Source organism: Nonomuraea sp. ZG12, assembly GCF_052068115.1.
GTDB lineage: Bacteria > Actinomycetota > Actinomycetes > Streptosporangiales > Streptosporangiaceae > Nonomuraea.
In genome coordinates, this window is the sequence record NZ_JBQHCW010000080.1 from 1 (window position 1) to 1,961 (window position 1,961).

General features: G+C 62.6%; 1 protein-coding gene. It reads left to right on the plus strand.

Annotation, left to right across the window (positions count from 1 at the left end):
* Nucleotides 1-608 precede the first annotated feature (608 nt).
* On the plus strand, nucleotides 609-1,871 hold the full coding sequence (gene ltrA, locus ACTMTF_RS49305) for a group II intron reverse transcriptase/maturase (protein ID WP_441117024.1): 1,263 nt from the start codon (nucleotides 609-611) through the stop codon (nucleotides 1,869-1,871).
* Nucleotides 1,872-1,961: the final 90 nt, after the last annotated feature.

The following is a 1,961-nucleotide window of genomic DNA, read 5'->3' on the forward strand; positions in this document are numbered from 1 at the left end:
ACCACGTGTACGAGTTTTGAAGCGGTACGTGTGTCCCGAACGTGGAGGGGGCTTGATGTAGGTAGAGCTTCTTGATGCGGTGCTGCGCGGGAGATGAAGGTTGGCCCTTCGGAGTCGCCCTGCGGGGGGAGGCTTCAAACCACCTCATGCTGCGTTGGTTGAAGACCGTCGTGGTGAGCGATGAGGAAAAGGCGCTGCTGAAGGCGCCAGGTGGGGATCAGGAAGGCGAGCGCAAGCGAATCGTCGCTGAAGTGTCGTAACAAAATCAGATGACATCGAAACCGGGGCTTGTACCGTGTCCCGGGATGAGTCTGGCGGATGCCCGCTGACTGGCCAGACGGTGTCCGGCATGTAGACGACGCGAGCCTGATCTGCTGCTTTCGCGTGGAACGGGAGAAGGTGCGCCCCGATACCGTCGCCTGTGCGGGTGGCGAGAGGGAGTGTCTCAAGCGGAGGAAACCGTAAGGGATTGAGTACCGTCGCGGGGCGCGCTGGCGGACCGGTTCGTAGTAGCTGAGAAGCCTCTGTAATGGGGGTCGAGCCAAGGGGCCGGGTCATCTGTGGCTCATGTTTGTGAAGTCAACCGGGCGAAGTCCGGGAGGAGCTGCATGGACGAGCTGAAATCGCAGGGCAAGCCGTTCGATATTTCGAAACAGGAGGTTTGGGAGGCCTTTCAGGAAGTGCGGAAGAACAAGGGCGCGCCGGGAGTGGACGGGAAGTCCATCGCCGACTTCGAGGCTGATCTGAAGAGCAACCTCTACAAGATCTGGAATCGGATGTCGTCGGGGACCTACTTTCCGCCTGCGGTACGGGCGGTGGAGATACCGAAACAGCATGGCGGCGGGGTGAGGATGCTCGGCATCCCCACCGTCGCCGACAGGGTGGCGCAGACCGTGGTCGCCCGGCACCTGATGAAGCGCGTGGAGCCGGTCTTCCACGATGACTCCTGGGGGTATCGGCCGAACCGGTCGGCGGTGCAGGCGGTGGAGCGCTGCCGAGAACGCTGCTGGAGACGTGACTGGGTGATCGATCTCGATATCCAGAAGTTCTTCGACAGTGTCCGGTGGGATCTCATCGTCAAGGCTGTGGAGGTGCACACCGACGTGGCGTGGGTGCTGCTGTATGTGCAGCGGTGGCTACAGGCCCCGCTGCAGTTGCCCGACGGGACCTTGCAACAGCGAGACCGGGGGACTCCGCAGGGATCTTCGGTGTCGCCCGTGCTGGCGAACCTGTTCATGCATTACGCGTTCGACGTGTGGCTGGCCCGCGAGTTCCCGACGGTGGAGTTCGAGCGTTATGCCGACGACGCGGTCGTGCACTGCGCGACCGAACGCCAGGCCCGTCAGGTCCTGGCGGCGCTGCAAGACAGGATGGAAGAGGTCGGGCTGCGGCTGCACCCCGACAAAACCAAGATCGTGTACTGCAAGGACGGCCGGCGGCGCGGAACGTTCGCGCACACGTCGTTCACCTTCTTGGGGTTCACCTTCCGCCCGCGCGGGGCTCGCAACGGCGCGACCGGCAAGATGTTCTTGTCGTTCTCGCCAGCGATCAGCAAGGACGCCCTGAACAAGATCAGCGAGGAAGTACGCCGCTGGCGGCTTCACCGCCGGATTGGATCCGCCTTCACCGAACTCGCCAAGGTGATCAACCCGATCGTGGCGGGCTGGATGCAGTACTACGGCCGATTCTACCGGTCGGCGCTGTATCCCCTCCTGATGCGCATCAACGCCTACCTGGTGCGCTGGATCCGCGAGAAATACAGACGGCTGAGCAGGAGACGGAAAGCCGCCGCGTGCATGCAGGGGATCGCCATGCGCTATCCCCGGATGTTCGCGCACTGGAAGTGGGTGACCGTAGCCTCTCCACTCTGATGATCAAGATGACAAGAGCCGTATGAACCGAGAGGTTCACGTACGGATCTGTGGGAGCCGGGAGGTGAAACTCCTCCCGGCCACCCGACA

Excerpts from the sequence above, each read along its gene's own strand:
- ltrA (WP_441117024.1), top strand. The coding sequence starts at position 609 with ATGGACGAGCTGAAATCGCAGGGCAAGCCGTTCGATATTTCGAAACAG.